Annotated in this window: 24 protein-coding genes and 1 tRNA gene; 10 read left to right on the forward strand and 15 right to left on the reverse strand. The window is 68.8% G+C overall.

Annotated elements, in window-relative coordinates:
* Positions 1-77: 77 nt before the first annotated feature.
* The gene (gene gcvP / locus MMF96_RS09555; RefSeq protein WP_375141421.1) at positions 78-3,095 is read right to left on the reverse strand and encodes an aminomethyl-transferring glycine dehydrogenase; all 3,018 of its coding nucleotides are present in this window, start codon (positions 3,093-3,095) and stop codon (positions 78-80) included.
* A 51-nt stretch (positions 3,096-3,146) separates the two neighbouring features.
* Here gcvP and MMF96_RS09560 point away from each other — a divergent pair, with 51 nt between their 5' ends.
* Positions 3,147-3,983 (forward strand): ParA family protein, encoded by an 837-nt coding sequence (locus tag MMF96_RS09560; protein ID WP_176617422.1) that lies wholly within the window; start codon positions 3,147-3,149, stop codon positions 3,981-3,983.
* Between the two features lie 106 nt (positions 3,984-4,089).
* Here the strand turns inward: MMF96_RS09560 and MMF96_RS09565 are convergent, their stop codons facing one another.
* The 5 genes from MMF96_RS09565 to gcvH all read right to left on the reverse strand — a co-directional run bounded on the left by MMF96_RS09565 (position 4,090) and on the right by gcvH (position 7,175).
* On the reverse strand, positions 4,090-4,683 hold the full coding sequence (locus MMF96_RS09565) for a MerR family transcriptional regulator (RefSeq protein WP_176617423.1): 594 nt from the start codon (positions 4,681-4,683) through the stop codon (positions 4,090-4,092).
* Between the two features lie 266 nt (positions 4,684-4,949).
* Positions 4,950-5,459, reverse strand: a complete 510-nt coding sequence (locus tag MMF96_RS09570) for a bifunctional nuclease family protein (protein WP_176617424.1) — start codon at positions 5,457-5,459, stop codon at positions 4,950-4,952.
* Positions 5,456-6,187: a MerR family transcriptional regulator gene (locus tag MMF96_RS09575; protein ID WP_256883408.1), complete on the reverse strand. Its 732-nt coding sequence runs from the start codon at positions 6,185-6,187 to the stop codon at positions 5,456-5,458. The genes MMF96_RS09570 and MMF96_RS09575 overlap by 4 nt, the downstream gene beginning before the upstream one ends.
* A 43-nt stretch (positions 6,188-6,230) precedes the next feature.
* Positions 6,231-6,713 carry an FHA domain-containing protein gene (locus tag MMF96_RS09580; RefSeq protein ID WP_256883409.1) on the reverse strand — a complete coding sequence of 161 codons (483 nt, stop codon included), beginning with the start codon at positions 6,711-6,713 and terminating at the stop codon, positions 6,231-6,233.
* A gap of 75 nt (positions 6,714-6,788) precedes the next feature.
* Positions 6,789-7,175: a glycine cleavage system protein GcvH gene (gene gcvH, locus MMF96_RS09585; RefSeq protein ID WP_176617427.1), complete on the reverse strand. Its 387-nt coding sequence runs from the start codon at positions 7,173-7,175 to the stop codon at positions 6,789-6,791.
* Positions 7,176-7,384: 209 nt separating this feature from the next.
* Between gcvH and MMF96_RS09590 the strand changes: the two genes are divergently transcribed.
* From MMF96_RS09590 to MMF96_RS09610, 5 genes are all read left to right on the forward strand, one after another.
* Complete coding sequence (locus MMF96_RS09590; protein ID WP_176617428.1) at positions 7,385-8,119, forward strand: hypothetical protein; 735 nt, start codon at positions 7,385-7,387, stop codon at positions 8,117-8,119.
* Positions 8,120-8,632, forward strand: coding sequence for a universal stress protein (locus tag MMF96_RS09595; protein ID WP_176617429.1), 513 nt, complete (start codon positions 8,120-8,122; stop codon positions 8,630-8,632).
* Complete coding sequence (locus tag MMF96_RS09600; protein WP_176617430.1) at positions 8,632-9,117, forward strand: CrcB family protein; 486 nt, start codon at positions 8,632-8,634, stop codon at positions 9,115-9,117. Before MMF96_RS09595 ends, MMF96_RS09600 begins: the two co-directional genes overlap by 1 nt.
* A complete protein-coding gene (gene crcB, locus MMF96_RS09605) occupies positions 9,114-9,497 on the forward strand; it encodes a fluoride efflux transporter CrcB (protein ID WP_176617431.1) in 384 nt (127 codons plus the stop codon). Before MMF96_RS09600 ends, crcB begins: the two co-directional genes overlap by 4 nt.
* Positions 9,498-9,711: 214 nt before the next feature.
* Positions 9,712-10,320: a hypothetical protein gene (locus MMF96_RS09610; RefSeq protein WP_256883410.1), complete on the forward strand. Its 609-nt coding sequence runs from the start codon at positions 9,712-9,714 to the stop codon at positions 10,318-10,320.
* Between the two features lie 3 nt (positions 10,321-10,323).
* Here the strand turns inward: MMF96_RS09610 and MMF96_RS09615 are convergent, their stop codons facing one another.
* Entirely contained in the window at positions 10,324-11,379 is a 1,056-nt protein-coding gene (locus tag MMF96_RS09615) for an FAD-dependent oxidoreductase (protein WP_256883411.1), read from the reverse strand.
* 141 nt (positions 11,380-11,520) lie between these two features.
* Here MMF96_RS09615 and MMF96_RS09620 point away from each other — a divergent pair, with 141 nt between their 5' ends.
* Together MMF96_RS09620 and MMF96_RS09625 are read left to right on the forward strand one after the other, a co-directional pair.
* Positions 11,521-11,952, forward strand: coding sequence for an ATPase (locus tag MMF96_RS09620; protein WP_256883412.1), 432 nt, complete (start codon positions 11,521-11,523; stop codon positions 11,950-11,952).
* Complete coding sequence (locus MMF96_RS09625; protein WP_176617435.1) at positions 11,949-12,272, forward strand: helix-turn-helix transcriptional regulator; 324 nt, start codon at positions 11,949-11,951, stop codon at positions 12,270-12,272. Before MMF96_RS09620 ends, MMF96_RS09625 begins: the two co-directional genes overlap by 4 nt.
* Positions 12,273-12,292: 20 nt before the next feature.
* On the opposite strand, the gene MMF96_RS09630 is transcribed toward MMF96_RS09625, so the two are convergent.
* On the reverse strand, positions 12,293-12,910 hold the full coding sequence (locus tag MMF96_RS09630; RefSeq protein WP_176617436.1) for a TetR/AcrR family transcriptional regulator: 618 nt from the start codon (positions 12,908-12,910) through the stop codon (positions 12,293-12,295).
* A 93-nt stretch (positions 12,911-13,003) separates the two neighbouring features.
* On the opposite strand from MMF96_RS09630, the gene MMF96_RS09635 reads away from it, so the two are divergent.
* Complete coding sequence (locus MMF96_RS09635; RefSeq protein ID WP_218063177.1) at positions 13,004-13,804, forward strand: SDR family oxidoreductase; 801 nt, start codon at positions 13,004-13,006, stop codon at positions 13,802-13,804.
* Positions 13,805-13,830: 26 nt separating this feature from the next.
* Here MMF96_RS09635 and MMF96_RS09640 read toward each other — a convergent pair whose 3' ends face one another.
* Positions 13,831-13,989, reverse strand: a complete 159-nt coding sequence (locus MMF96_RS09640; RefSeq protein WP_176617437.1) for a hypothetical protein — start codon at positions 13,987-13,989, stop codon at positions 13,831-13,833.
* Between the two features lie 133 nt (positions 13,990-14,122).
* Here MMF96_RS09640 and MMF96_RS09645 point away from each other — a divergent pair, with 133 nt between their 5' ends.
* A complete protein-coding gene (locus MMF96_RS09645; RefSeq protein ID WP_256883413.1) occupies positions 14,123-15,919 on the forward strand; it encodes an acyl-CoA dehydrogenase in 1,797 nt (598 codons plus the stop codon).
* Between the two features lie 58 nt (positions 15,920-15,977).
* Here the strand turns inward: MMF96_RS09645 and MMF96_RS09650 are convergent.
* The 6 genes from MMF96_RS09650 to MMF96_RS09675 form a co-directional block, all read right to left on the reverse strand.
* A tRNA-Pro gene (locus tag MMF96_RS09650) sits at positions 15,978-16,054 on the reverse strand.
* A gap of 119 nt (positions 16,055-16,173) precedes the next feature.
* A complete protein-coding gene (der, locus tag MMF96_RS09655) occupies positions 16,174-17,730 on the reverse strand; it encodes a ribosome biogenesis GTPase Der (RefSeq protein WP_176617439.1) in 1,557 nt (518 codons plus the stop codon).
* Positions 17,727-18,374, reverse strand: coding sequence for a lysophospholipid acyltransferase family protein (locus MMF96_RS09660; protein WP_256883414.1), 648 nt, complete (start codon positions 18,372-18,374; stop codon positions 17,727-17,729). Before MMF96_RS09660 ends, der begins: the two co-directional genes overlap by 4 nt.
* Positions 18,375-18,457: 83 nt before the next feature.
* Positions 18,458-19,186 (reverse strand): (d)CMP kinase, encoded by a 729-nt coding sequence (gene cmk / locus MMF96_RS09665; protein WP_176617475.1) that lies wholly within the window; start codon positions 19,184-19,186, stop codon positions 18,458-18,460.
* A 5-nt stretch (positions 19,187-19,191) separates the two neighbouring features.
* On the reverse strand, positions 19,192-20,298 hold the full coding sequence (locus tag MMF96_RS09670; RefSeq protein WP_176617441.1) for a prephenate dehydrogenase: 1,107 nt from the start codon (positions 20,296-20,298) through the stop codon (positions 19,192-19,194).
* A 7-nt stretch (positions 20,299-20,305) separates the two neighbouring features.
* Positions 20,306-21,361, reverse strand: coding sequence for a pseudouridine synthase (locus MMF96_RS09675; RefSeq protein ID WP_256883415.1), 1,056 nt, complete (start codon positions 21,359-21,361; stop codon positions 20,306-20,308).
* Positions 21,362-21,428: the final 67 nt, after the last annotated feature.

The raw sequence follows: 21,428 nt of genomic DNA on the forward strand, positions 1-21,428 counted from the left end.
GGAAACCGTAATAAAGGTGTCCGGAGACACAAGGTGCCTGCCCATGTTCCCACAAGGAACAGGGACAGGCACACCCGTCAGGACACTTCGGCCAGTTCCTCAATGGACGGGCACGAGCACACCAGGTGCCGGTCGCCGTAGGCCTGGTCCACCCTGCCCACCGGCGGCCAGTACTTGGCACGGGGGTCTACGCCGGCCGGGAACACTGCCTCTTCGCGGCCGTACGGGTGCCCCCATTCCTGCGTCAGGCTGTGGGCCGTGTGCGGGGCGTTGGCCAGCGGGTTGTCCCCGGCCGGCCACAGCCCGTCCTGGACGGCCGCGATTTCCTTGCGGATGGCAATCATCGCGTCGATGAACCTGTCGAGTTCGGCCAGGTCCTCGGACTCCGTGGGCTCCACCATCAAGGTTCCGGCGACCGGGAAGGACATGGTCGGAGCATGGAAGCCGTAGTCGATCAGGCGCTTGGCCACGTCATCCACGCTCACACCGGAGTCGGCCGTGATGCCGCGCAGGTCCAGGATGCATTCATGGGCCACGAGGTCGTGGGCACCCGTGTACAGCACCGGGTAGTGTTCGCTGAGGCGGCGGGCAATGTAGTTGGCGGACAGGATGGCGGTCTGGGTGGCCAGGCGCAGCCCGTCCGGACCCATCATGCGGATGTAGGCCCAGGAGATCGGCAGGATCGACGCCGAGCCGTACGGCGCGCTGGAGACCAGGCCCACGGAGGAATCAAGCCCGAGTTCCCGCGCAGGCAGGTGCTTGGCCAGGTGCGACCGGACGCCCACGGGCCCCACCCCGGGGCCGCCGCCGCCGTGCGGGATGCAGAACGTCTTGTGCAGGTTGAGGTGGGAGACGTCGGAACCAAACTTGCCGGGCCGGGCCAGGCCCACGAGGGCGTTGAGGTTGGCGCCGTCGACGTAGACCTGGCCGCCGGCGTCGTGCACCATGGCGCAAATGGCGCTGATGGACGTTTCAAACACGCCGTGCGTGGAGGGGTAGGTGACCATGATGGCCGCCAGCCGGTTTTCGTGGACGGTGATCTGGCGCTTGAGGTCGTCAATGTCGATGTTGCCGAAGCCGTCCGTGGCCACCGGCACCACCTTCAGCCCTGCCATGACGGCGGACGCGGCGTTGGTGCCGTGGGCAGAGGTGGGGATCAGGACAATGTCACGGTCCGTGTTGCCGTTTTCCACGTGGTAGGCGCGGATGGCCATGAGCCCGGCAAACTCGCCCTGCGAGCCGGCGTTGGGCTGGACGGAGACGGCGTCGTAGCCGGTGATCTCGGCCAGCCATTCCTCCAGCTGGGTGGCCATCTCCACGATGCCCACGGTGTCCGACGCCGGAGCGAAGGGATGGAGGTTGGCGAACTCCGGCCAGGTGATGGCGGCCATCTCGGCGGTGGCGTTGAGCTTCATGGTGCACGAGCCCAGCGGGATCATGCCGCGGTCCAGCGCATAGTCGGCGTCGGCCAGCCTGCGCAGGTAGCGCAGCATCTGCGTTTCCGAGTTGTGCACGTGGAACACCGGGTTCTCCAGGTAGCCGGTGCTGCGCGCCGGGGCGGGAAGTGCGACGCCGGAGGCATCCGCTGGCAGGACCGTTCCCGTTGCGCTGTTCGCACCGGTGTTCCGGGCGGCGGCCGTGCCCGAGGGCGCCCGGCCTGCGAGCAGCCCGGCCAGTGCGGCGACATCGGCTTCCGTGGTGGTCTCGTCCACCGCGATCTGGAGGTGGTCGTGGTCCACCTGGCGCAACAGGTAGCCGGCGGTGTGGGCGGCCGCCACAAACTCGGCGGCCGAGTGACCGCTGGCCGAGGCAATGCGCACTTTCACGGTGTCGAAGTAGTTGGCATGGACCACGGTGTGGCCGGCGGCCGTTGCCGCGGCGGCCACGGCCAGGGCGAGGGCGTGGACCCGCGTGGCGATCTTCCGCAGGCCCTCGGGGCCGTGGTAGACGGCGTACATGCCGGCCATGACGGCCAGCAGCACCTGGGCGGTGCAGATGTTGGAGGTGGCCTTTTCACGGCGGATGTGCTGCTCGCGGGTCTGCAGCGCCAGGCGGTAGGCCATGTTGCCGGCAGCGTCCTTGGAGACGCCCACGAGCCGGCCGGGAAGCGCACGCTCCAGGCCCTGGCGTACGGCCATGTAGCCGGCGTGCGGGCCGCCAAAGCCCATGGGCACGCCAAAGCGCTGTGAGGTGCCCACGGCCAGGTCGGCGCCCAGCCCGCCGGGCGACTCCAGCAGCGTCAGGGCCAGCAGGTCGGCCGCGACGGCCACCACTGCCTTGCGTTCCTTGGCCGCGGCGATGATCGGGGCAAGGTCGCGGATGAGCCCGGAGTCGCCCGGGTACTGGAGCAGGAGGCCGAAGAACTCGACGTCCGGCAGGGCGCCGTCGTCCTCGAAGTCGTGGACCAGCACCGGGATGCCCATGGCCTTGGACCGGGTGCGGATGACGGCCAGGGTCTGCGGGAAGACGTCGGCGTCCACCACCATGACGGCGTCGGCCTTGGCGGAACGGTTGCTGCGGCGCATCAGGGCCACGGCCTCGGCGGCGGCCGTGCCTTCGTCCAGCATGGACGCATTGGCGGTGACCATGCCCGTCAGGTCCGCAACCACCGTCTGGAAGTTCAGCAGCGCCTCGAGGCGGCCCTGGGAGATCTCGGGCTGGTAGGGGGTGTAGGCGGTGTACCAGGCGGGGCTTTCAAGAACGTTGCGCTGGATGACACCGGGCGTGTGCGTGCCGTAGTAGCCCTGGCCAATGAACGACTTGTTGACCGTGTTCTTGGCGGCGAGGGCCCTTAATTCGGCCAGCATCGCTTCCTCGGAAGCCGCCGCCTGGAGGTCCAGCGGCTCGGTGGTGTAAATGGATTCGGGCAACGCTGCGGCCGAAAGCTCCTCCAAAGAGCCAAATCCGAGGGTGCTCAACATATGATGAACGTGGGGCTGTGCACCAACCCCGATGTGCCGGTCACTGAAAATGGCCGACACGAGGCTGTTTTGGTGCTGGCTGCCGGGCTGGTTGTCTGGGGTGTTTGTCAATGGGTTCTCCAAGTCGCGAACGTTCCAGAGCCATTGTATGTGTCTTGGAACATGCCCCGGCATCCACAGGCGGCCCCTGGTTTTTGAACGCGACGCAAAGGTAATGGTTCATCCGTGCAAGTAGTGAGCATCAGCAGCCTCAAGGGCGGTGTCGGCAAGACGTCGGTCACGCTCGGCTTGGCGTCGGCAGCCCTGGCCGCCGGCATCCCCACCCTGGTGATAGACCTTGACCCCCATGCGGACGCCACCACCGGGCTGGGCGTCCACCCCGCCGGGCAGCTGGACATCGGGCGCATGATCAAGGGCTCGCGCAAGGCCGACCTCGCCGCCAATGTGGTCCCGTCCGGCTGGCTGGCCGCCCACAAGCACGACGGCGTGCCGTTGCCGGTGCTTGACGTCGCCATGGGCTCGGCCTTCAGCGGCATTTACGACCGCCCCGACCTGGGCCGCCGCGACCTGCGCCGGCTCTCCACGGTCCTGGCCAACGCCGACCGGGACGGCAAGGCACCGTACCAGCTGGTCCTGATCGACTGCCCGCCGTCGCTGAACGGCCTGACCCGCATGGCCTGGACGGCCAGCAGCCGGGTGCTGCTGGTGGCCGAGCCCGGGCTGTTTTCCGTCGCCGGCACCCAGCGCACGATGCGGGCCATCGAGCTGTTCCGCAGCGAATTCGCCCCCGCCCTGGTTCCGGCCGGCATTGTGGCCAACCGCGTGCGCAGCGGCTCCAACGAGCACAGCTACCGGCTGGGGGAAATGAAGACCATGTTTGGCGAGCTGCTGCTCTCCCCCACGATTCCCGAGCAGGCAAACTGGCAGCAGATCCAGGGGGCCGCGCACCCCATCCACCAGTGGCCCGGCGATTCGGCCAAGAACTCCTCGGCCCTGTTCGACAAGCTGCTGGATGCCGTGCTGAACCAGGGCGCCACCCGCAGCCGCCTGTACCGCGGCTGACGGCGGGGTCAACCGCACTTAAACGACAAGGGTCCGCTGGGGCCCGGCCACCCTGGGCCGGGCCCCAGCGGACCCTTTTACATACTGCCGGCTGGCGTGCGGCCGGCTAGGAAATCTTGCGCTCGGCGCGCCGGCGGCTGAGTTCGTCGTCGGGGAAGGACTGCACGGGGGCGTGTTCGCTCGGCAGGGCGGCCAGGCTGCCCTCAACTTCCCGCCAGACCCGGCCCACGGCAATGCCAAACACGCCCTGGCCGCCCTGGACCAGGTCGATGACCTCGTCGGCGGAGGTGCATTCGTAGACGGAGGCGCCGTCGCTCATGAGCGTGATCTGGGCCAGGTCCTCCACGCCGCGCTCGCGCAGGTGGTCCACGGCGGAGCGGATTTGCTGGAGGGACACGCCGGTGTCAAGAAGACGCTTGACCACCTTGAGAACCAGGATGTCGCGGAAGCCGTAAAGACGCTGGGATCCGGAGCCCGCGGCGCCGCGCACGGCCGGCTCCACCAGGCCGGTACGGGCCCAGTAGTCCAGCTGGCGGTAGGTGATCCCGGCCGCCTTGCAGGCGATCGGGCCGCGGTAGCCCGCATCTTCGTCCAGGACAGGGAGATCCTCGGTGAAAAGCAGTCCCTGGGCACCTGCCGTCAGGGCGGGACCGGGGACAGCAACGGCGTTGAGCTCGCCGGCGTCACTTTTCGGACTCACGTGGATCCTCCTGTTCGCGGTCCCCCGAACGGATATTGCGGGGCGGCGGCCGTGCGGACCACCTGGGGCGTGGGCACGGGTCCCAACCTCCAGTGTGACTGCACCCGCCACAGCTTGCAATGGGGGACTGATTACTTCGACGTTAGAACGGGGCGGCACCAAGGTCAAAGACGTCAAGATAACAATTTGGCCGTGTCGAAAGTTTCAGCCTCAGGTTTAACGTTAGGCATGGCCGGCGGGTGGCCGCCGGGACCCTTCGGCGGGGGTCATTTGTCGAAGTCCTCGGGCTCAACATCGTTGAGGAACTCACGGAACTGGCGCACCTCACGTTCCTTGGCCTCGGCGTCGTCGTCCCCCGTCCCGGAGGAGTCGTGCTCGTCGTGGTCGGCAATGAGCACCCCGGCTTCCTCCACCAGGGCCTCCGAAGCCCAAATCGGGCAGGCGGACCGCTGGGCCACGGCAATCGCGTCCGAGGCGCGGGAGCCCACGGCGGTGCCGTCGTCGAACAGCAGCTCGGCGAAAAACACGCCGTCCTCCACCTTGGTGAGGTTGACGCGGACCACCCGGTGTCCCAAGGCGGCCACGACGGCGCACAGCAGGTCGTGGGTGAGCGGGCGCGGCGGCACCACCCCTTGTTCAGCCAGCGCGATGGCCGTGGCTTCGGAGGCGCCAATCCAAATCGGGATGTGGCGCTCCCCCAGCCGCTCCTTGAGGAGCACCAGCGGCTGGTTGGAGGGCATCTCAATGCGCACGCCCACAATCTCCACCTCGATCACGGCGCCTCCATGGAGGAGATCCTTGACTGCACCAGGGCGCTGTGCAGGCCCAGGCACAGCTCGGCGATCTCGCGTGCCGCCTCCGCGGCCCGGGCGGCGGAGGCGCCGTCGCGGCGCGACGCCAGGGGTGCCACGGCGCGTTCCACCAGGCCGAATTCACGGTCGGCCGCCGCCTGGAAGGGACGCAGGTGGCGGGGTTCCAGGCCGTGGGCGGCCAGCTCCGTGCAGGCCTTGGCGACACGCAGGGCCTGGTCGTCAAAGCTGCCGTCGCGCATTTCCACCAGGCCGTAGCTGACCATGGCCTCCAGCAGCCCGGCGCTGGCCCCGCATTCGGCGCGCAGCTGCTCGGAGCTCAGGCGGCGTGAGCGGCGCTTCAGTTCCACGCCGAGCTCGTCGGAAACCATCCGGGGGGCGATGGACACGCCGGGCGGCAGGTTCGTCGGCGCCTCGCCCTGGTCGATCGCATCCAGGTATTCCCGGATCACCTTCAAGGGCAGGTAGTGGTCGCGCTGGAGCGCCAGCACGAACCGCAGCCGTTCGACATCAGAGTCGCGGAACTGGCGGTAGCCCGCCGGCGTCCGTTGCGGGGTGATGAGGCCTTTTTCCTCGTAAAACCTGATCTTCGACGCCGTCACGGACGGAAAGTCGTCAGCAAGCTGGGCCAGAACCTCGCCGATGTTGAAAATGACGGCAGTGCCGGGCCGGCGGCCGGTGGATTGGACCTCCACCAGCCGCCTGCCGGCGCCTTGGTTCACACTTGCCACCGGGCCCTCAGGAGTTCGTGGTGGCGTGTGCGGTGCTGAAGTAATACGTCAAGCGGAACTTGCCGATCTGCACCTCGTCCCCGGTGCGCAGCAGGATGGTGTCCACGCGGTCGCCGTTGACGTAGGTGCCGTTGAGGCTTCCGGAATCGGTGATTTCAAAGCCGCCGGCCGCCTTGAAGAACTGCACGTGCCGGCGCGAGACCGTCACGTCGTCAAGGAAAATATCGGCGTCCGGGTGCCGCCCCACCGTTGTCACGGCGCTGTCCAGCAGGAATCGCGCGCCGGCGTTGGGGCCCGCGTGGGCGATCAGCAGGGCCGAGCCGGCCGGCAGCGAGTTCACGGCCGCCTGCTCGTCCGGGGCCAGCGGCGGGGCCTGGATGCGGCGGCCGCTGACGGGAGGGAGCTGGATGGACGTGGTGTCTGAAGCACCCGGCTGATCCTGGGAATCCGCCTGACCATTCACTCCGGCGTCGTTACCCGTGTCAACCATTGGTACTCCTCCTAAGCTTGATAGCTAAATGTGTGGACGTATGGCCCATCTGCGGCCCGCAGATGGTCCGTTCTTCTAGCCTACCTTTTCCTGGTACTCGGCGGCGCTGAGCAGGGAGGCGTGGGTGGACGCATCGGCCAGCGTGATTTCCACGAGCCAGCCGGCACCGTAGGGGTCCGAGTTGATCAGGGCGGGGTCGGCGTCGAGCGCTTCATTGCGCGCCGTCACGGTGCCGGTCAGCGGGGCGTAAATGTCGCTGACGCTCTTGGTGGACTCCACTTCGCCAACCACGGTGTCGGCAGTGACCTCCGTACCGGACTCGGGCACCTGGACGTAAACCACGTCGCCCAGGGCGTCCTGGGCGAAGTCTGTGATGCCAACCCGCACAACACCTTCGGCATTGGGCGCACCGACCCATTCGTGCTCGGCGGTGTAGGAGAGGTCTGCGGGGATGTTGCTCATGTGGCGCACCTTTCGGGGTTCATCGCTGCGGCGAGGAATGTGCAATGGATAACTTGGGCCAGTCCGGCCAGGGGTGTTGTTCCCTTTGGCCACGTCCAGTCTTTAGTGTGAAAGCCTTCTTGACAAGTCGAAGGTTGCTTCGAGACTTTTCTTGCCCAAACGGGTGTCTGCGCTGACGCAGTGTGCGCCAGGGTGGCATGATGCCTTGTATGGGCGAATCGACTGCACCGCATCCGGACAACGCTCCCCTCCCCGCAGGGGGGGCCGGCCGCTCCGCCGGCAGGAAAAAGGTGCCGGCGTGGCTGACGCGCACCATCGTTGGCGTGGTGGCAGCCGTGGTGCTGCTGGTCGCGTATTACATTGCCTCGGTCACGGTGCCGCTGGCGTGGGCCACCTCCATTCGCGACCAGACGGGCGGCAAGCTGGGCAACGCCATCCCGCTGGGGATGTTCTATGGCTTCGTGTTTGCCTTTGTGCCGGTGCTGGTGGCGTGGCAGGCGCACCACAGGAAGCTGAACAAGTGGGTCCGCGTAGGGCTCCTCGTGGCGGGGCTGGTGCTGACCCTGCCCAACCTGCTCACCTTGTCCGTGGTGTACGGCAACACCGCCTCGGCTGCCGACGCCCGTGCCATCTGGACCACCGGCGGCGCCAACTGGTTTGGCACCTGGAGCCAGATCTTCATGGTGGCCGGCGTGGTGTGCGCCGTGGCCGTGATCGTGCTGGGCCGCGCCTGGATCCGCCGCGGCCGCCGGATCCGCCAGATCAAGGCTGCGGAAAAGCTGGTCCGCAAAAACGAACAAGCCAAGGCACGCGCGGACCTCGCCGCCCAACGCGCCGCGGACAAGGCGGCCAGGACCGCAGCGCGTGCCCACGCCCGCAACCCGCGGCAGGGCCCCCCATCCACGCCCTCCGAGCCCGACGCTCCGGGCGCCCCGGAGGCCTGAATGGTGGCACAGCAGCCCCGGGCGGCCCTGGTGCTGGCAGGCGTGTTCCCGGGCCAGTCCCCCGACGTGGTGGGCGAAGCAGCCAGGCTGGCAGCGGCTTTGGGCGCCGAATTGGTCTGCGCCTATGTCAACCCGGGCCGCTATGTGGTCTCCGAGGCGGCGGACGGCTCCGTGGCCACCGCGTCCGTGGACCCCGACTATGACGACGAGTCCGACGCCGAGTTCCCGGCCGGCCTCGCCGCCGGCCTGGACCGGCAGCTGGCGCCGCTGGGACTGCCCTGGCGGCCGCTGCTGCTGGCCGGGGACGTTGCGGATGCGCTGGCGCACTGTGCCGACACCCTGGCGGCGGCGTTGCTCGTGGTGGGCACGCACGGCGACGCGCACACCACGATGCACGACCTCTTCAAGCATTCGGTGGCCACCCGCCTGGCCCGCCGGCAGCACCGCCCCGTCCTGGTGGTCCCCACCCACCACGGCGCGCCCGACGGCGGCGCACCGGGAACCGCCCGCTGATGCCGGCCGCTGCAACCCGGCCGTTTCTGCGTGCGCAGTCCCTGGCCCTGGTGGCGCTGGGCGGGGCCCTTGGCACGGCGGCGCGTGAGGGACTGGTCCTCGCCCTGCCCGGTGGCGGCCCCCTGCCGTGGCCGATCATCGCCGCGAACCTCGCCGGGGCCTTCCTGCTGGGCTTCCTTTATGAGGAATTGACGCGGCCACGCTGGGCGGGCCGCCGCGCAGCCAGGCTGCGGCTGCTGCTCGGGACCGGCTTTTGCGGCGGCTTCACCACGTACAGCACGCTGGCTGTGGGCACCGTGGCGCTGGCTGGAGCGGCGGCTCCCGGGGCCGGGTGGGCCGCGGGCTACGCGCTCGGCACAGTGGTATTCGGCGCGTTCGCCACCTGGACCGGAATCCTGGCCGGCTCACGTCGCCCGCGGCCGGCTGCACCAGAAGTGGCGCCTGCCGGTTCCGCCAGCGGCCATGACAACGGAGGCAGCCGGTGAGCCCGCTGGTATTTGTGGCGCTGGCCGTGGCCGGCGGCGTGGGGGCGGTGGTCCGCTTTGTGGTCGACGGCCTGATCCGCAGCCGCTTCAAGACGATTTTTCCCTGGGCAACGTTTGCCATCAATGTCACCGGCTCGCTGGCACTGGGCGTCCTGACGGCTCTTGCAGCCGGCTCCGTGCTCCCCGCCGGCGCCAGCCTCATCGCCGGCACGGGCTTTTTGGGTGGCTACACCACCTTCAGCACGGCCAGCTATGAAACCGTGCGGCTGATGGCCGAACGCCGCCATGTGGCATCACTGGCCAACGCCCTGGGCACGCTGCTGGTGTGTGTTGGCGCCGCCGCCGCCGGCTACTGGGCCGGTGCCGCCTGGGCCGGCTGAGCTGTTGGGGAAGTTGGAACAAGGCGGCCCGCACAGAGACGGCGAATCGCTGCACGGGCCTGGCCGCAGCTGACTTTGAGAAAAGCGCATTGGCTACCAAGAACACTACCTGCCCGGCGGCCGAAAGCCAGCATCGCCGAAGCTGCCAAGCCGCCGCACGTGGCGGATAATCGAGGGAAAGGCCGGCAGCGGCCATGGAGGCGGGGAGGAAGCCATGCAGGCCGCACCGCGCATCACGGTGGAAGTGCCGGTCCTCGCCGTGGGCGCCGGCCCTGCCGACTACGAGGGCCTGGGCGTCCTGGTCGACGGTCTCCGGCGCCCACGCGGACTCCACATGACGCTGCTGCACCTGGGGATCCTGGATGATTTCTCCCGGGATGTTTCCCAGTGGACCAGGGGCATTTCCAGTCCCGGGGACGTCCAGGCGGCAACGGTCCGCTGGCTTGGGGCGCTGCCGGTCCTGGCCCCCTTTTCCGGACGCTCGGCAGCCCTGACAGTCCTCGGCGGAGGCAGCGTGTGCGGCCTTGAAGTCGGGGTGCCCCGGGAGGTCCGGGATTTCCAGGTGGAGCTGGTGCAGGCCCTGCACCGGCTGCTGGACGGGCTGCTCGTGGACAACGTCGACGATTTCATCCTCAGCTCACGGGCACTGGGCTACCGCCACCCCCATTGGACGCCCCACGTATCCGTGGGCAGGCCCAAAACCAGGGACCGCCGGCCGCTGGAGATCGAGCCGCTTGCGCTCGACTTTGGCGCCTCCCGGATCCGGAACCGCCAGTTTCTCCCAGAACCCGGGCCGGCCGGCACCTCCCCCGCCGCAAGCTGACCCTCACGGCTGGCGGCGGAACAGGCCCTGGCCCCGGCGAAGCACGCTGCCGGCAGCCCCGAGGACCGCATTCCGGGCCACAAATCCGCGGCGCATCATGGCCAGGCGGCCCATCCGGCGGGACATCGCGGCCATCCGCTGCGTCTTGCCCCGGCGCTGCCGGTCATAGGCCGCCAGCCCCTCCGCCACGGTGGCTGCGTTCCCCAAACACTTCGCCAGCACGGCACCGTCCACGATCGCCTCGCAGGCGCCCCTGCCCAGGAACGGTGCCATGGCGTGCGCGGCATCCCCCACCAGGGCCGTATTTCCGCCCACATAGGACGGCAGGGGCGGGACTTCAAACAGTTCGTGGTGCAGGATGGCTCCTTCCTCCAACCGGTCCAGCACCTCGGTGACACCTGACCGCCACGAGCCAAAGACGTCCTGCAGGTGCTGGCGGTGCGGCGGCTTGAACGTGCCTCCGGCGTCAAGGCACGCATACCAGTTGCTGGCCTCCGGCCCGGCGGGCGTAATGCCGAACATGGCCCCCGGCGCCCAGGTTTCCCCGTAGCTGGAAACCGTTCCAGGCACGGTGCCGCGCCAGGCCACGGCCCCCAGGGTGCGTGCAGCATAGCGTTCCCCAAAGACGGTCCGCCGGGTGCCGCTGAAGGTGCCGTCGGCCCCCACCACCAGGTCGACGCCGGCCAGGCCCCGCTGGTCCGTGACCCCGTCGCTGAAGGTGATGCCGACGCCGTCGGCCAGGATCGCCAGCAGCGCCGACCGGGAGACCAGGTACAGCCCGCCACTCCCGCCCAACTCGACCAGGGCGCGGCCGGCCGGCGTGCGCAGGCCGGCGCTCCCGGCGTCGGACACCCGGACGGCAGCCTCGCGCACGCGCCGGCCCACCCCGATTTCGTCGAGCGCCTCGAGGGCTTCGGGCCACATGCCCAGCGACATCCCCGTTGCCGGCAGGGCCGGGGAGCGCTCACGCACCGCAACGGCCCAGCCCTGCTGCGCCAGGGCCCTGGCCGCGGCCAGTCCGCCGATTCCCCCACCGATGACCACAGCGTTTCCCTTCATGGTCACGAGCCTACGCCCGGCGGGCCCCAGGTTCGACCCACGGGCGGCAGTGCCCGCGGCCATAACTTGCAATAAAACCATTGCACTTCAATCAAACACGTGCAACACTTTATTTGCAGGTCAACAAGCGAGGGGAATGTCATGGAAACCAGCACGGACCGGATAGAACGCGAGATCAGCATTGCCGCCAGCGCGGAGAAGGTTTGGGAGCTCATCCGGCGCCCCGGCTGGTGGATCAACGACGGCGAGGTGGTGGACCACGCCTTCGACCCGGACAGCGATGTCAATGTCATCATCCATCCGGTGCACGGCGCCTTCCGCATCCGGACCGTCGCCCTCGAGGCACCGCGGTACGCGGCGTTCCGGTGGCTGGGCGACGATGACGCCGCACCCACCACGCTGGTGGAGTTCTGGATCGATGGGGACGACTCCGGCGTGACACTGCGGGTGGCGGAGAGCGGCTTCGACTCCTTGGGCGTCAGCGAAGAAGAGCGGCGCAGGAAGTTTGAAGGAAACGCCGAGGGCTGGCAGATCGAGCTGGACGCGGCCCTGAAGTGGGCGCAAAGGGCATGACCACAACGTCGACGGCGCCCGTGTTCGCGGCACTGGGCGATCCCCACCGCCAGCAACTGCTCACGCTGCTGGCGCGCGGGGGTGCCGCATCGGCGTCGTCGCTGGCACCGTCATTGCCGGTGTCGAGGCAGGCGGTGGACCGCCATCTGCGCATACTGTCCAGCGCGGGCCTGGTGGAGCCGCGGCGCTCGGGGCGCGAGGTGCTGTACTCCGTCCGCCGGGCGGAGCTGGACCGTTCAGCGGCGTGGCTCCGGGACCTTGCCGACGGCTGGGACCGGCGGCTTTCCGCCATCAAGGCTGCTGCCGAGGCGCCCGAATAGGGCTGCCGCCGCAGGCAGGGTCAGTCCGCCGGCGCAACGCTGAGCGACGGGACCACTCCGGCAACAACCTCCGCGGCAAACCCGTCCAGGCTCGCCGTGGAGGGTGCGGCCTCCCCGTCCCCGGCGTGAAAGCGCCACAGGAATGCCCGGTGCATGGCGGCCCCCGTCAACGCCATCGCGGCACCCTCAAGCGGCGCGCCGCGGCGGATGCGCCCTGCCGCCTGTTCGCCGGCCAGATACCCGCGTACCGCCGAGCTGATGATTTCCGGCCCCGTCCCGTGCGCCTGCACGGCGTCACGGTGCCGGGCCAGCAGCAGGCTGTCGGAAAAGATGGACATGCCGATCGGCAGGACCGTCAGGTAGAAGCCCGTCACCTCGGCCACCACCAGCCGCAGGTTGCCCTCCAGCGTCCCGCGGCCAATGAGGTCCGCGCCTCCCCGTCCCAGCACGCCGACCGGGGGCAGGCGTTCTGCCAGCACGGCCAAAAAGAGCCCGATCTTGTCCTCAAAGTGCCGGTACAGCAGGGGTTCGGAACAACCGCTGGCCCGGGCAATCTCCTTGGTGGTGGTGCGCGCCAGCCCCTTCGACCGCATGACCCGCAGGGCCCCGTCCAAAATTGCTTCCCGCGTTGGTTTCACGTCCAGCCCCTTCCCTGTTAGTAAATACTAACCTAAGATTGGTGGACACTAACCGCGGTGCCCGCAGCAGGGCGGACGCAAGGAGGAAGTGCCATGTCATTGCCAATTTTGTCATTGCCAATTTTGGTCACCGGCGGCACGGGGCGGCTCGGCACGCAGGTGGTCGCCCGGCTGCTGGGAGCCGGCCCCACCGTCCGCGTGCTGACGCACCGGCGGGCCGCAAACGACGGCGTCGGGCAGGTGCAGGGCGACCTCACCACCGGTGCCGGGATCGACGCCGCGGTGTCCGGGGTGGGGACGGTGGTCCACTGCGCCGGAAGCGCCAAGGGCGACGAGGCCATGACGCGCACGCTCGTTGCCGCGGCACACCGGGCCGGCGTCGGACACCTGGTCTACATTTCCGTCGTGGGCGCGGATCGCGTCCCCGTGATCGGCCGGCTCGACCGCATGGCTTTTGGCTACTTCGCGGCCAAGCGTGCCGCCGAGCGGGTCCTGGAAAGTTCCGGCATCCCGTATTCGATCCTGCGTGCCACCCAGTTCCAGGAGTCGATGCTGGCCGTGGCCCGGCAGCTGGCCAAGTCACCCCTGGTCCCGGCCCCCACGGGCTCGCGGTTCCAGCCGATCGCCGTCGATGAGGTGGCGGCGCGGCTGGTGGAGCTCGCCCTCGGCGAACCGGCCGGGCTGGTGGAGGAAATGGGCGGGCCCACGGCCTACCTCAGCAGCGAGCTGGTCCGCAGCTACCTCGCCGCCACCCACCGGCGCCGGCTCTTCATCCCGCTGCGCATGCCCGGCGGGGCGGCCGCTGCCATCCGGGCAGGGGCAAACCTCACCCCGGCCCACGCCGTCGGCGTGCAGACCTGGGAAGGGCTGCTGGCCTCCGCCGCGGGAAGCTGAAGCCGGGCAGCGCCGGGGCCGGGGCGCTATTTATTCAGGGCATTGCGCCGGACCCAGCCGATGACGCCCGTGGCCACGAACAGGATGACGGCGATCACGGCCAGCCAGAGCAGGCCCTTGATGACAAACCCCAGGATCGAGAGGACAACCCAGATGACAAGGAGGGTGATGAGTATTCCAACCATTGCGCCAAACTACACCCATGGGCGGCTTTTTCCCATGACCCCGCGGGCGCGCCGCACGGTGTGATCCAGAAAACATTACCGACCAGTAACAAAAAGCTGTTGCAACGCCACCGCCCCGGGTACGCTGGCGAACATGAACGAATACCAGCCTCCCCTTGCCGACATCGCCTTCGCACTGGAGCACGTTGTCGGATACCCGGAGATCGCTAAAATGCCCGGGTTTGACCACGCGGACCTCACCACTGCCGTCGAACTTCTTGAACAGTGCGGTGACTTCATGGCCACGGCCGTGGCACCCACCAACCGTCGGGGCGACGTCCAGGGTTCCCGCCTCCAACCGGACGGCACGGTGGTGACACCCGACGGCTTCAAGGAGGTCTACCACCAGTATGTCGAGGCCGGGTGGGGCACCGTGCCGCTGCCGGAGGAGTATGGCGGCGGCGGATTCCCCCGCACGGTGGGCGTGGTGGTCCAGGAGCTCATGACCAGTGCCAACATGGCGTTCTCGCTGTGCCCGCTGCTCACCCAAGGCGCCATCGAAGCGCTGCTGCACTACGGCGACGACGTGCTCAAGGACCGCTTTCTGCCCAAGATGGTGACCGGCGAGTGGACCGGCACGATGAACCTGACCGAACCCCAGGCCGGTTCCGACGTCGGGGCGCTGACCACGCGGGCCGTCAAGCAGGAGGACGGCAGCTACTCCATTACCGGACAAAAGATCTTCATCACCTACGGCGACCACGACATGGCCGAACAGATTGTCCACCTCGTGCTGGCCCGCACGCCCGGCGCCCCCGCCGGCACGCGCGGCATCTCCTGCTTCATGGTGCCCAAATACCTGGTCAATGACGACGGCTCGCTGGGCCGGCGCAACGCCGTCGAGACGGTCTCACTCGAACACAAGATGGGCATCCATGCCTCCCCCACCTGCGTACTCTCCTACGAAGGCGCCACCGGCCACCTCATTGGCGGGGAGAACCAGGGCATGCGCATCATGTTCGTCATGATGAACAGTGCCCGGCTGGGCGTCGGCGTGCAAGGGCTGGCCGTGGCCGAACGCGCCTACCAGCAGTCGCTGGCCTATGCGCAGGAACGCCGCCAGGGACTCGCCACCGGCGCCACGGGAACCAGCTCGGCGATCATTGAGTTCCCCGATGTGCGCCGGATGCTCATGACCCAGCGCGCCCAGATTGCCGCCCTGCGGTACCTGATCCTGCTTGACGCCACCTACGTTGACCGCAGCAGCAGCGATCCCGACCCCGCCGCGCGGGCGCGTGCCGAGGAGATCGTTGGCATCCTCACGCCCATCTGCAAGTCGTTCGGCACCGACCTGGGCAACGAGCTGACGTCCCTGGCGCTGCAGGTCCACGGCGGCATGGGCTTTATTGAAGAGACCGGCGCGGCCCAGCACGTGCGCGACGTGCGCATCGCGGCCATTTACGAGGGCACCAACGGGATCCAGGCCGCGGACCTCGTCGGCCGGAAGCTGGGTGTGCGCGGCGGTGCGTCGATGCTGGAGTTCCTGGCTTCCATGCGCGGCATCGAAACCGGGCTGGCTGACGCCGGCGCAGACTTTGAGTCCATCCGCAAGGAACTGAGCCGGCAGTTCGACGCCCTCGAGGAAGCCACCCGGTGGATGCTGGCCAACGGCCCGGCCGGCCCGGACGCCGCACTCGCCGGCTCGACGCCCTACCTGCGCATGTGGGGGCTGTGCACCTCGGCGTGGATGCTGGCACGTGCCGCGCTGGCGGCACCGGCCACGGGCGACCCGGCACTGGCGCAGGCCCAGCTGGTGCTGGCCCGCTTCCACGCCGAGCAGCTGCTGCCGCAATGCGCCAGCCTGCTCGGAGCCGCCACCGCCGGCACCCGGGACCTGTTCGCCCTGGACGCCGACCAACTGGCCGGGGCAACTCGGCGGGCGCGCAGCTAGCGGCCCGTAGTGCTTAAACGACCGGGGCGGTGTCCATATGGACACCGCCCCGGTCGTTTGGTCGGGCTGACAGGATTTGAACCTGCGACCCCCTGACCCCCAGTCAGGTGCGCTACCAAGCTGCGCTACAGCCCGAAAGTCCAGCGTTCGGGAGGCATCTCCCGTGGCCGAACCACCTGAAAAAGCTTACCCCATAAAAACAGCCGGACCGACCATTCCTGCTGTGACAGGGGTCTCAAACTGCGCCTCGGGGGCTACTTTTTCCGGCTGCGCTTTTCCCGCACGCGCATGCTGACCTCAAGGGGCGTCCCTTCAAAGCCAAACGTCTCGCGCAGGCGGCGGGTGATGAAGCGGCGGTAGCCGGGATCCAGGAAGCCGGTGGTGAACAGCACGAACTTCGGCGGGCGGCTGGAGGCCTGCGTGCCGAAGAGGATGCGCGGCTGCTTGCCGCCGCGCACGGGGTGCGGGTGTTCGGAGACCAGCTCGCCCAGGAAGGCATTGAGGCGCCCGGTGGGGATGCGGCGGTCCCAGTTCTCCAGGGCCAGGTCCAGTGCCGGCACCAGCTTGTCCTTGTGCCAGCCGGTCTTGGCGGAGATGTTCACCCGCGGCGCCCAGTCAACGTGTGCCAGGTCCTGCTCGATTTCCCGTTCCAGGTACCTGCGGCGCTCGTCGTCCAGCAGGTCCCACTTGTTGAACGCCAGCACGAGGGCCCGGCCGGACTCGATGGCCAGCTGGAGGATGCGCACGTCCTGTTCGCTGAGGACCTCGTCGACTGCCAGCAGCACCACCGCGACCTCGGCCTTTTCCAGCGCGGTCTGGGTGCGCAGCGACGCGTAGAAGTCAGCGCCCTGGGCCATGTGCTGGCGGCGGCGGATGCCGGCCGTGTCCACAAAGCGCCAGGTGCGCCCGCCCAGCTCGATGAGTTCGTCCACAGGGTCGCGGGTCGTGCCGGCCACGTTGTCCACCACGACCCGGTCCGAGCCGGCCAGCTTGTTCAGCAGCGACGACTTGCCCACGTTGGGCCGGCCGATCAACGCAATGCGGCGCGGGCCGCCCGTGCGCTCCACCCCGGCCACTGCGGAGAACTCCGGCAGCACGTCCATGACCGCGTCCAGCATGTCGGCCACACCGCGGCCGTGGACTGCGGAGACCGGGTGCGGCTCGCCCAGGCCCAAGCCCCACAGCATGGCGGCGTCGGCCTCCTGGACGAGGTCGTCTATCTTGTTGCCCGCGAGGATCACGGGCTTCTTCGACTTGCGCAGCATGCGCACGATGGCCTCGTCGGAGGCGGTGATGCCCACAATCGCGTCCACCACCAGCAGCACGGCATCGGCCATTTCCACGGCGACCTCGGCCTGTTCGGCCACACGCTGGTCAATGCCGCGGGCGGCGTGCTCCCAGCCGCCGGTGTCCACGATGGTGAAGTTGCGCCCGTTCCAGTTGGCCGAGTACTGGACCCGGTCGCGCGTCACGCCGGGGGTGTCCTCCACGACGGCCTCGCGCCGGCCCAGGATGCGGTTGACGAGCGTGGACTTGCCCACGTTCGGCCGTCCCACGATGGCCAGGACGGGGTCCTGGCGCAAGGCATCCTCGGAGGTGCCGTCGTCGAACCCGCCAGCCAGCAGGGCGGCGTCGTCGTCGTCGAGTTCGTAGCTGGCCAGGCCGGCCAGCAGCCCGGCGGCACGCGCCTCGGCGTCTTCGTCGGAGATTTCCGCCAGCCGCTCGGCAACATGGTCGGCACCCGTGGGAACGTAGTCCGGGTGGCCAAGCTCACCCTGGCCGGGGTGCGTGGCAGACGTGGGGTCGCTCATGGTTGCTGTCCTTTGTGCTTGGAAGTTGAATGGCCGGCCGCAGGCAAACCCTGCCCCGTGGCGGCCAATGCGGCCTGTATGTGCCCGGCCAGCCGCTGTTGGATTCTTTCGGTTGCCCTGTCCATTGAAACACGGCCGGAAAAACCCGGCTCCCGCTCAACCGTCAGCGGCTCCCCGAACACCACGTGCAGATGGCGCCGGGGCCGGGGAATGAAGTTGCGTGGTTCGTGCCCGGCCCGGGTGCCAAGGATGGCGACGGGCACGACGGCGGCGCCCGAGTTCAGCGCCAGCCAGGCCACCCCGCCGTTGACGTGGGCGGCGTCCCCGGTCCCCCGGGTGCCTTCAGGCAGGATGCCGACGCAGTCGCCCCGGTCCAGCACCTCCTTGGCAAGCTGCAGGGCCCGGCGGTCCCCCGCCCGGTCCACGGGAATCTGCCCGGAGGCGGCCAGGACCCAGCCCAGGAAGCCCTTGAACATCTCCTGGGCGACGATGACGTGCATGTACCGGCTGGCGGCGCCCACCATGACCGGCCCGTCCAAAAAGCTCAGGTGGTTGGCGGCAAAGATGACCGGGCCGTCCGCCGGGATGTTTTCTCGCCCGGCCACGGTGGTGCGGTACACCGCGTGGTCCAGCACCCTGCCCACGGGCCGGCTCCACCACGTTTTCCACCGCGGAGGGGCCGCGTCCAGAACAAGCGGCGGCCGCGCCCCGTCCGACTTCACTGCCTTCATGCAGCAGGGCCCTCGTTAACCGAGCGCCGCACCACGTTGATCACGGCGTCCACGGTCTCGGCAAAGTCCAGCTCGGACGAGTCCACGGTGTAGACGCCGTCGGCCGCCCGCTGGAAGTCGACCACGGTGGCATCCTTGGCATCACGGCCCACCACCTGTTCGCGCAGCTGGGCCTGCGACTGCGTCCCGCCCAGCTGGATCCCGCGGCGCCGCAGCCGCGCCTCCTCGCTGGCGGTGAGGATGAGCCGGGCCTCGGCGTTGGGGGCCACCACGGTGGTGATGTCACGGCCTTCCACCACGATCCGGTGGCCGCATTGGGCAATGATTTCCTGCTGGCGGCGCACCAGTTCGCGGCGCGCCCCGAGGTTGGTGGCGACGGCGCTGACGGCCTTCGAGATGGCGGGTTCACGGATGGGTGCAGTGACGTCAATGCCGTTGACCCTGACAAACCCGCCATCCGGGGTGAGGCTTTGCTCGATCTTCAGCGTCCGCGCCGCCGCTTCCACGGCGGCCGCGTTTTCCAGGTTGATGCGGCCGTTGAGGCAGTGCCAGGTCACGGCCCGGTACATGGCGCCCGTGTCCAGGAACGCCAGTCCCAGGCGCCGCGCCACGGCCTTGCTGACGCTTGACTTCCCCGAGCCGGACGGCCCGTCGACGGCCACCACCAGCGGCTTGCCCAGGCGCAGCCGCTCCGGGGCCGCCGGCTGCGGAAATGTCACATACATGTCGGTCACAAAATTACCTTCCATCCACGTTCCGTCAGGTCCTCCACCAGGCTTGCACGCTTGGATGGCAGCACCGAAATCTCCACCATGCCCACCTGCAGGCCGGCCGAGTGGTCCATGCGCAGGTCCTCGACGTTGACGCCGATGTGGCCGATCTCCGTCAGCAGCCGGGCAATCTGTCCCGGCTTGTCATCGACCAGCACCGTCAGCCAGGTGTACTGCTGGGCAGGCCCGCCGTGCTTGCCCGGAATGCGCCTCTGCCCCGCGTTGCCCTCGGCCATCAGCTGGGCCAGGTCCAGGCGTGCACCCGGTGCGGTGGGCGCGCTGAGCGTGTTGATCAGCCGGTCCAGGTCCGCGCGCACGCCCTGCATGATGTCCAGCAGCTTCGGCGCGTTGGCCCCGAGGATCTGCACCCACAGGGCCGGGTCGCTGGCGGCGATCCGGGTCACGTCGCGCAGGCCGTTGCCTGCCAGCGACAGCGCATGCTGCGGAATCTCCTGCAGCCGGCTGGCCACGAGTGAGCTCATGAGCTGCGGCAGGTGGCTGACCAGGGCCACGGCGGCGTCATGCTCGTCAGGGGTGAAGCGGAACACCACGGCGTTGAGGTCGATCGCCAGGGAATGGGCCACCTTCACCGCATGCTTTGAACTGGCCTCGGACGCGCACAGCACCCACGGCATGGAGTTGAAAAGTTCCCCGAGCGCAGCCACCGGCCCGGACTTCTCCCGTCCGGCCATGGGGTGCGTGCCCACATAGCGGGCCAGCATGCCCTGGCCACCGGGGCCCAGGATCTCGGCCAGTTCCGTCGCCACGGCCACCTTGACGCTGGCAATGTCCACCACGACGGCGGAGGCGTACCTTTGCAGGGCACCGGCCACCACGGCTGCGGTGACGTCCGGCGGCGCCGCCACGACCACCAATTGGGGGTCCAGGTCCTCAGCCGCGTCAAAGGCGCGGCCGGCACCGATGTCCACGGCGACGGCCTGGGCCGACGGCGAAGGATCGGAGAGGACCACGTCGATGCCGTGGGCGCGCAGGCCCAGCCCAATGCTGGCGCCGAGCAGGCCGGTGCCCAGGACCAGGACGGGACCCGTCAAGTGCGTAGGATTCATCCGTCGCCTACATCCCCACTTCTGCCAGCAGGTGGCCCACCTCGTGCCGGCCCAGGATGCGGATGCTGCCCTGGCGCTGGTCGCCCAGGGCGATGGGGCCGAACTTGACCCGGACCAGGCGTTCCACCGGGTAGCCCACGGCCTCAAACATGCGCCGCACGATCCGGTTCTTGCCGGAGTGCAGCACCACCTCGGCCAGCACGTGGCCCGGGGTGGAATCCACCAGGCGGAAGGAATCAACCTTGGCCCAGCCGTCCTCCAGATCCACGCCATCCTTGAGCTGGGCGCCGACGCCGTGCGCCATGGGCCCGCGGACCTGGACGAGGTAGGTTTTCTGCACCCCGTACTTGGGGTGGCTGAGGCGGTTGGCGAGCTCGCCGTCGTTGGTCAACAGCAGCAGGCCCTCGGTGTTGGTGTCCAGCCGCCCAACGTGGAAGAGCCGCTCACGGGTCTGGCGCTTCTTCAGGAAGTCGCTGATGCAGGGGCGGCCCTCGGGGTCGTCCATGGTGGAGACAACGCCCTTGGGCTTGTTGAACACCATGTAAATGAGGGACTCATCGGTCTGGATGGTCATGCCGTCCACGGCAATTTCCACCGCCTCCGGGTCCACGCGCAGGCCCAGCTGGGTGACCGTCACGCCGTCGACCTGGACGCGGCCTTCGAGGATCATGTCCTCGCAGAGGCGGCGCGAGGCCACCCCGGCCATGGCCATGACCTTTTGCAGGCGCACGCCGTCGGCGTTGTGGATGTCCACGTCGTCCGTGGTGCGCTCCGGGCGGCGGTTCTGCTCGGTGGGACGGTTCTTGACCGGTCCCAGGTTGCGCCCGTACTGGTCATTCTTGAAGGGGCGGGCGCCCGGCTGAGACGGCTTGCGGGTGCCGGATCCGGAACGGGCCGCGGCCCGCGCGCCGAACTTGCCGGCGCCGGCGGTGGTTCCGCCCTTCGGGCCGCCGAACTTGCCCCCCGGCTTCGGGGCGCCGGAGCGCGGTCCGCCGGAACGGGGGTTGCCGCCTCGCGGCTGGTTCTGCCCGGACGAGCTCCCGGAACGGGGCGACGGTGTCATTGGTGTGTCCTTAATGCTGCTGTGGTTGCGTAGCTGTACGGGGGTGTCCCTGGACGGACCAGGGTCG

The sequence above is a fragment of the Arthrobacter sp. STN4 genome, assembly GCF_024539665.1.
Lineage (GTDB): Bacteria > Actinomycetota > Actinomycetes > Actinomycetales > Micrococcaceae > Specibacter.